Origin of the sequence: Collinsella sp. AM20-15AC, assembly GCF_003471405.1 — a bacterium.
Classification (GTDB): domain Bacteria; phylum Actinomycetota; class Coriobacteriia; order Coriobacteriales; family Coriobacteriaceae; genus Collinsella.
The window spans coordinates 27,892-34,950 of sequence record NZ_QRJA01000024.1 but is presented as its reverse complement, the minus strand read 5'-3'; the positions used below and the strand labels follow the sequence as shown (position 1 = coordinate 34,950).

The following is a 7,059-nucleotide window of genomic DNA, read 5'->3' as shown; positions in this document are numbered from 1 at the left end:
GTCCAAGAAATGGGAGGCAGTTCACAGGCACCTTTGTGGTGGTTTTTCATTCCGCCTTGCCAAATCGACCAACTGCAAAGGAAACAACCATGAAAGCACTCGTCATCAACGGCCCCAACCTCAACATGCTCGGCATTCGCGAGCCGGGCATCTACGGCAGCGACAACTACGACCGCCTGGTCCAGATCTGCCAGGAGGCAGGCGCCGCGCAGGGCTTTGACGAGGTCGAGGTCTTCCAGTCCAACCACGAGGGCAGCATTGTCGACAAGATCCAGGAGGCCTACGGCAAGGTCGACGGCATCGTCATCAACCCGGCTGCCTACACGCACACGAGCGTGGCGATCCTCGACGCCCTCAAGGCCGTCGCCATCCCTGCCGTCGAGGTCCACATCAGCGCCGTCGAGACCCGCGAGGACTTCCGCCAAGTGAGCTACGCACGCCTAGCCTGCTTCGCCACCATTACGGGCGAAGGCCTGATGGGCTACGCCCACGCGCTGGAGCTGCTGAGGGAGCATCTCGAAAAGTAGCCTCGCGAGCAAATTTATCAACGCCGATCCGCGCGCCAATAAAGTCAGTGCCGGCAGCAGTAACCTAACTGCTGCCGGCAATTTATTACTGGCTTATAATCGTTGCAGCCACACAACGTCTGGAGACTCGCATGCTCAGCATCCATCTGGGAGATTACCCCGGTTCCATCTACGACACCGAGACCTATTTTAGGAACTCATACCTGGACTCATGGTTCGAAGACCCGATGGCTGCACAGATCATTAAAAGTGTGGACGGATCAGAGTTGATCGGTCCCCACAACATCGTAAGCAAACAGTTGGGATCGATTACCCCGCTCGAACTATCTGGCGGCGTTAAGACGCTGCTGCTGGTACGCAATCTCCCAAACATGGTGTTCAACGCATCGACCTGCGGAGACAACTGCGCCCGCTGGCTACTCAAAATTGGTAAGGAGCAAGATGTCCTCGTAACCCTTTACCACATCATGAAATTCCCTTGGAAGCGATTTGAGATCCGCATCGATAACGATGGCCGCATCGTCAGGAACATGCAGGAGTTCGTCGGAGCCACCAATGACTATTTGGATGTTGAGGAGTAATGAGGGGAACACATACCGTTGTCGTCGAGCGCGCAAAAGTAAAGTACACGCTCACCTTTAAACGCAACATTTCCTTCATCCGCGGCAACAGCGGCACGGGCAAAACGACGCTCATCTCGATGATTCGCGACTACAACGATCGTGGACCGGAGAGCGGCGTCACGCTCAGTTGTGACGTTCCCTGTGAAACGCTATCTGGCAGGCGTTGGGAACGCGAGCTTTCGATTATCGAGGACTCAATAATCTTTTTAGATGAGGGTAACGAATTTATCTACTCAAAAGACTTCGCAAAAGCCGTTAACGGGTCGTCCAACTATTTTGTCCTGATATCTCGTCGAGACGCCAGCGAACTCCCCTACAGTGTCAACGAAATCCTAAAGCTGGTAAACACCACGAGTAAAACAATCAATGGCCGAAAGAGCGATAAACGCTTCTACTCGGTAACAAAACCGATATACAGCCACACGGCAAACATGCTTTACCAGGATCTAAATGTTGGATTCGAGGTACCCGACGCCATAGTTGTCGAGGATAGCAAGTCTGGCTATCAATTCTACAGCGCCCTTTGCAACCGACTGGGAATCCCCTGCCATACCGCTACCGGCGTAGCGAATCTAAAACGAATGATTCACGAATGTCCCGAGAAAAACATCCTTGCCATAGGAGACGGCGCAGCGTTTGGCCCCTACATCGAAAAGGTACTGGGACAGCGCGTTTACAAAAACGTTCGCTTGTTCCTCCCGGAATCATTCGAGTGGACACTTCTGCGCTCCGGGCTCATACCCAGCAGCGACATTCCCAAGATCCTCGAGGAACCCTCAAGCTATATCGAAAGTCGCGATTATTTAAGCTGGGAGCGGTTCTTCACCGATGTGCTGGTCAAATACTCAGCAGACACTCGCTACGCTTACAAAAAGGCACGACTCAACGAGCAGTACCTAAAGCCGCAGGCAATGAATGCCGTATCGAAAGTCTTACCGGAGTGTTTGAAGACGAATTAGCAGATTCTTTAAATCATCTAGAAACCGGGGCTATGCACATGAGCTGAAGCTGCTGAAAGAAAGCCTACAACACGCCTGGTACACTAATCCTTAGAACAGAATTATCAGGTTTATTTGTCCCAAATCTTAAGTAACTGTTTGATTACATACAAAGGAGCACATCAATGTCCCAGTACGATTACCTCGTCGTCGGTGCCGGCCTTTCGGGCGCCGTCTTTGCCAATGCCGCCAGGCGCGCCGGCAAGTCGGTCCTGGTCATCGATCGCCGCGACCACATCGCCGGCAACGTCTACACCGAGGACGTCGAGGGCATCCAGGTCCACCGCTACGGCGCGCACATCTTCCACACCTCCATGAGGGACGTCTGGGACTACGTCAACCGCTTCGCCGAGTTCAACAACTACGTCAACTCGCCGGTAGCCAACTTCCATGGCAACATGTACAACATGCCCTTCAACATGAACACCTTCGCCAAGATGTGGCCGGACGTCGTCACGCCGGCGGACGCCAAGGCCAAGATCGCAGAGCAGGTGGCCGCCGAGAACATCGGAGAGCCGGCCAACCTCGAGGAGCAGGCGCTGTCGCTCGTCGGCCGCGACATCTTCGAGACGCTCGTGAAGGGCTACACCGAGAAGCAGTGGGGCCGCGACTGCAAGGACCTGCCCGCAAGCATCATCAAGCGCCTCCCCTGCCGCTTCACCTACGACAACAACTACTTCAACGACCGCTACCAGGGCATCCCCATGGGCGGCTACACCAAGATGGTCGCCAACATGCTCGAGGGCGTCGAGGTACGCTGCGGCGTGGAGTACAAGGAGCTGGCCGCCGCCGAGCCCGATATCGCCGCCAGGACGATCTACTGCGGCCCCATCGACGCGTTCTACGACTTCAAGCTGGGCACGCTCGAGTACCGCAGCCTGCGTTTCGAGACCGAGACCCTCGACGAGGCCGACCACCAGGGCGTGGCCGTGGTCAACTACACCGAGCGCGAGGTCCCCTACACGCGCGTCATCGAGCACAAGCACTTCGAGTTCGGCACGCAGGACAGGACCGTCATCACGCGCGAGTACCCGGCCGACTGGAAGCCCGGCGACGAGCCCTACTACCCCATCAACGACGCCAAGAACGAGGCCCTCTACAAGCAGTACGAGGAGCTGGCGGCGCAGGAGGGCGACGTGATCTTCGCCGGTCGCCTGGGCGGCTACAAGTACTACGACATGGACAAGGCCATCGCCGCCGCCTTCGAGCTCGTCCGCAACGAGCTGGGCGTGGAGCCCACGGAGGCGTAGAGACAAAGGTGCATTAGCTAGCCATCATAAGCAAACAGAATGCCCGGTGCAGCGCGAACGCTGCACCGGGCATCTTTCTGTGACGATGAAAGCGCGCCACAGTCCAAATTAACAAATATGGCCGCAAGTCATCGCCATGTCTTGGGGTCTGTGTTTAAACAATAGCATGCCCATGCGCCCAAATAGCAAAGACCCGGCATTAAACCGGGTCTTCAAAAACTCTCTGGTGCTCCATGGCGGATTCGAACCGTCGACCTTGGGATTAGAAGTCCCCTGCTCTATCCAACTGAGCTAATGGAGCATATAACCGCACGCCCAAGCAAGCGCAAGCCTGTCAGGCGCAAGTAATTATAACCTAGTTGAACTGCTCGCGGTACGCCTTACAGACCTCATCGACCGGGCCGTCCATGCGAAGGTCACCCTTCTCGATCCAAACGGCACGCTGGCAGATGCGCTCAACCTGCTCCATGGAGTGCGAAACGAACAGAACCGTCACGTCGCCGCTCTGGATAAAGTGCTGGATACGGTCCTCGCACTTCTGCTGGAAGAACACATCGCCGACGGACAGCGTCTCGTCAACGATCAGAATATCGGGCTCGGTAATCGTCGCGATTGCAAAGGCAATACGCGCCACCATACCCGAGGAGAAGTTCTTGAGCGGCATGTCGACAAAGTTCTGCAGCTCAGCGAACTCAATAATGCCGTCAAAGTTGGCATCGATGAACTCCTTGGTATAGCCGAGCAGGGCGCCGTTCAAATAGATGTTCTCGCGGGCGGTCAGCTCGGGGTCAAAGCCGGCACCAAGCTCAATCAGAGGCGCAATATTACCGTGCACCTTAACGCTGCCCTCGCTAGGCTCAAGCACGCCAGCGATAATCTTGAGCATCGTAGACTTGCCGGAGCCATTGGTGCCGACCAGACCCACGACCTCGCCACGATGAATATCAAACGAGATATGCTTGAGCGCCCTAAACTCCTCAAAGAACAGCTCGTGCTTGGCAAGCTTGATGAAGTACTCCTTGAGGTTGGTCAGCGACTCGGACGCCATGTTAAAGATCATGGTGACGTCGTCGACCTCGACAGCCAGAGGCTGCTCGCTGTAATCAACAACAGATTCAGTCATCACAGCACTCCTTAGATGTAGAGGATGAACTTGCGCTCGGACTTATGGAACACGGTATAGCCAATAACAAGCGCAAGAACCGCCCAAGCAACGCACATACCAAACGTCATAAGCGAGGGCGTAGTCTGGAACAGGAAGATATCGCGCATAAACTGCAGGTAGTTATACATGGGGTTCGCATAGACCAGAATGCGCACGAGATGCGGCATTTGCGCAACGAAGTCGGTCGTCCAGAAAATAGGCGTGATGTAAGTCCACGCCGTAATGACGACGCTCCACAGATGCATGACATCGCGGAAGAAGACCGTGAGGGCGGAGAGCATCATGCCCAGGCCCATGCAGAAGCACATAAGCAGCAGTAGGCAGACCGGCAGCAGAATCAGGTGCCAAGAAGGCATAACACGGAACCACAGCATGACGATGGCGACGGCGACCAGCGAGAAGGCAAAGTTGACCAGCGAGAAGAGCACCTTCTGCACCGGGAAGACCCAGCGGTGCACCTTAACCTTCTTGAGCAGAGGGGCAGCGCCCACGATAGACGTCAGGGCCTGGTTCGTAGACTCGGACATGACGGCAAAGGTAATGTTACCCACGATCAAGTACAGCGGGTACATCTCGGGCGTCATTGAGCCATTGCGGCCCTGGCCAAAAATCGTCGAGAACACGATGGCCATGACGATCATCATCAGCAACGGATTGAGCACCGACCATGCGACACCCAGAACGCTACGGCGATACTTGATCTTAAAATCCTTGGTAACCAGCTGACGAAGGATAAACGCATCCTTCTCAAATTCGTTCTTAGCAAACGTCGCAGGCAGACTGCGAGTTTCTTGTTGCTTTGTCTGATCCGACACGGATGCAACTCCTTTACTCGTAATCGTTGACAAACGAACAGTATAGACCCGACGGCCATGCAAACGATTCGCGCAACAAAACTGGAGAACTAACCCACATCTTAGGATGCCAAGCCCAAACGGCTATACTTTCAAGGATTGAAAGTATAAGGAGCATTGAGTGAATTCTGAATCCATCGCCGTCATCATCCCTTGCTACAACGAAGCCCTCACGATCGGCAAAGTCATCGACGACTTTCACCGCGAGCTTCCGCAAGCGACGGTCTATGTCTATGACAACAACTCGTCGGACGATACTTCACGCATCGCCACCGAGCACGGCGCCACGGTCCGCTTTGAGCCCCGTCAGGGAAAGGGCAACGTGTGCCGCCAGATGTTTCGCGATATCGACGCCGATTGCTACCTGATGGTCGACGGCGACGACACCTATCCCGCCGAGGCTGCCAAAGCCCTCTGCGAGCCCATCCTTAACGGCACGGCCGACATGACCGTAGGCGACCGCCTTTCCAACGGCACCTACGCCGAGGAGAACAAGCGTGCCTTCCACGGCTTTGGCAACAATCTGGTCCGCGCCATGATCAAGTGGATCTATGGCTACAGCTTCGATGACGTCATGACCGGCTACCGCGCCATGAGCCGCCCGTTCGTCAAAACCTTCCCCGTGCTTTCCGAGGGCTTCCAGATCGAAACCGAGCTCTCGATCCACGCCGTCGACCACCGCTGGCGCATCAAAGATGTGCCCATCGAGTACCGCGACCGTCCGGAAGGCTCCGAGTCCAAGCTCAATACCGTGAGCGACGGCATTAAAGTCGTCGCGATGATCGGCACGCTGTTCAAGGACTACCGCCCGCTGAAGTTCTTCAGCCTCGTAGCGCTTCTGTTTGCGGTGATCGGCCTCGCCCTGGGCATGCCCATCGTTGTCGAGTATTTCCACACCGGCCTCGTTCCGCGCTTCCCCACCGCCATGCTCGCCGCGTCGTTTATGTTCCTGTGCGGTCTGAGCCTTGCAACCGGATTCGTCCTCGATTCCGTGGCAAAGGTCGAAAAAAAGCAGTGGGAGGTCAACGTGTACAGCAAATACGCCTACGACGACCAGCTCGGCAGGTCCGCCACCACGCCAAGCGAGTGAAAGATCTTCCGCAAAATACTATTGGCACCACTGCGCAGATAGCCATCAACAAGAAAAGCCGCCGTTAAAGAACGGCGGCTTTTACTCTCGAAAAGTTGATAGCGGCTAGAGCGTCTTGAGGTACTCCCCAAGCTCTTCCTCCCAGTCGGGCATGTGGAACCCGACCGACTCGAGCCTGGAAAGGTCGAGCGCGGAGTGGACCGGGCGCGGGGCGACGGGGCCGGAGGAATTCGCGTAGTAGTCGGCGGTGCTGACCGGCACGACCCTGTCGCCGTTGCCGTTGGCGGCCTCGAAGACGGCGCGGGCGATGTCCGCCCAGGACCTCACGGCGCCGGAGCCGGTGCAGTCGTAGGTGCCGTAGGGGGCGTGCGAGCCCAGCACGTGGAAGATGGCCCGCGCCATGTCGCGCGTGAAGGTCAGGCGGCCCAGCTGGTCGTCCACGACGGTGACCCGTTCCAACTTGTCCTCCGGATCGGCGACGCGGTCGGAGAGCCCCTTCATGGTCTTCACGAAGTTGTGCCCCTCGCCGATGACCCAGGAGCTGCGCATGAT

Annotated in this window: 8 protein-coding genes and 1 tRNA gene; 5 read left to right on the top strand and 4 right to left on the bottom strand. The window is 56.4% G+C overall.

All coding sequences use genetic code 11. The annotated features are described in order from the left end of the window. Positions 1 to 89 precede the first annotated feature (89 nt). From aroQ to glf, 4 genes are all read left to right on the top strand, one after another. On the top strand, positions 90 to 527 hold the full coding sequence (gene aroQ / locus DW233_RS08205) for a type II 3-dehydroquinate dehydratase (RefSeq protein ID WP_118267713.1): 438 nt from the start codon (positions 90 to 92) through the stop codon (positions 525 to 527). A gap of 131 nt (positions 528 to 658) precedes the next feature. Continuing rightward, entirely contained in the window at positions 659 to 1,108 is a 450-nt protein-coding gene (locus DW233_RS08200) for a DUF4869 domain-containing protein (protein ID WP_118267711.1), read from the top strand. After that, a complete protein-coding gene (locus tag DW233_RS08195) occupies positions 1,108 to 2,109 on the top strand; it encodes a translation initiation factor 2 (RefSeq protein ID WP_118267709.1) in 1,002 nt (333 codons plus the stop codon). The genes DW233_RS08200 and DW233_RS08195 overlap by 1 nt, the downstream gene beginning before the upstream one ends. Before the next feature lie 164 nt (positions 2,110 to 2,273). Further along, positions 2,274 to 3,398: a UDP-galactopyranose mutase gene (gene glf / locus DW233_RS08190; protein ID WP_117639979.1), complete on the top strand. Its 1,125-nt coding sequence runs from the start codon at positions 2,274 to 2,276 to the stop codon at positions 3,396 to 3,398. A gap of 224 nt (positions 3,399 to 3,622) precedes the next feature. Here glf and DW233_RS08185 read toward each other — a convergent pair. The 3 genes from DW233_RS08185 to DW233_RS08175 all read right to left on the bottom strand — a co-directional run bounded on the left by DW233_RS08185 (position 3,623) and on the right by DW233_RS08175 (position 5,378). Continuing rightward, positions 3,623 to 3,699: transfer RNA gene (locus tag DW233_RS08185), tRNA-Arg, on the bottom strand. Between the two features lie 54 nt (positions 3,700 to 3,753). Further along, positions 3,754 to 4,521 carry an ABC transporter ATP-binding protein gene (locus DW233_RS08180; RefSeq protein WP_022094777.1) on the bottom strand — a complete coding sequence of 256 codons (768 nt, stop codon included), beginning with the start codon at positions 4,519 to 4,521 and terminating at the stop codon, positions 3,754 to 3,756. 11 nt (positions 4,522 to 4,532) lie between these two features. Then, a complete protein-coding gene (locus DW233_RS08175) occupies positions 4,533 to 5,378 on the bottom strand; it encodes an ABC transporter permease (protein ID WP_233547970.1) in 846 nt (281 codons plus the stop codon). Between the two features lie 160 nt (positions 5,379 to 5,538). Here DW233_RS08175 and DW233_RS08170 point away from each other — a divergent pair, with 160 nt between their 5' ends. After that, a complete protein-coding gene (locus DW233_RS08170) occupies positions 5,539 to 6,507 on the top strand; it encodes a glycosyltransferase family 2 protein (RefSeq protein ID WP_118267707.1) in 969 nt (322 codons plus the stop codon). Between the two features lie 105 nt (positions 6,508 to 6,612). On the opposite strand, the gene DW233_RS08165 is transcribed toward DW233_RS08170, so the two are convergent. Further along, positions 6,613 to 7,059, bottom strand: a 447-nt coding sequence (locus DW233_RS08165; protein ID WP_147357147.1) for a sugar nucleotide-binding protein, incomplete at its 5' end; no start/stop codon positions are given.

Excerpts from the sequence above, each read along its gene's own strand:
- DW233_RS08180 (WP_022094777.1), bottom strand. The coding sequence starts at position 4,521 with ATGACTGAATCTGTTGTTGATTACAGCGAGCAGCCTCTGGCTGTCGAG.
- DW233_RS08200 (WP_118267711.1), top strand. The coding sequence starts at position 659 with ATGCTCAGCATCCATCTGGGAGATTACCCCGGTTCCATCTACGACACC.
- DW233_RS08195 (WP_118267709.1), top strand. The coding sequence starts at position 1,108 with ATGAGGGGAACACATACCGTTGTCGTCGAGCGCGCAAAAGTAAAGTAC.
- glf (WP_117639979.1), top strand. The coding sequence starts at position 2,274 with ATGTCCCAGTACGATTACCTCGTCGTCGGTGCCGGCCTTTCGGGCGCC.
- aroQ (WP_118267713.1), top strand. The coding sequence starts at position 90 with ATGAAAGCACTCGTCATCAACGGCCCCAACCTCAACATGCTCGGCATT.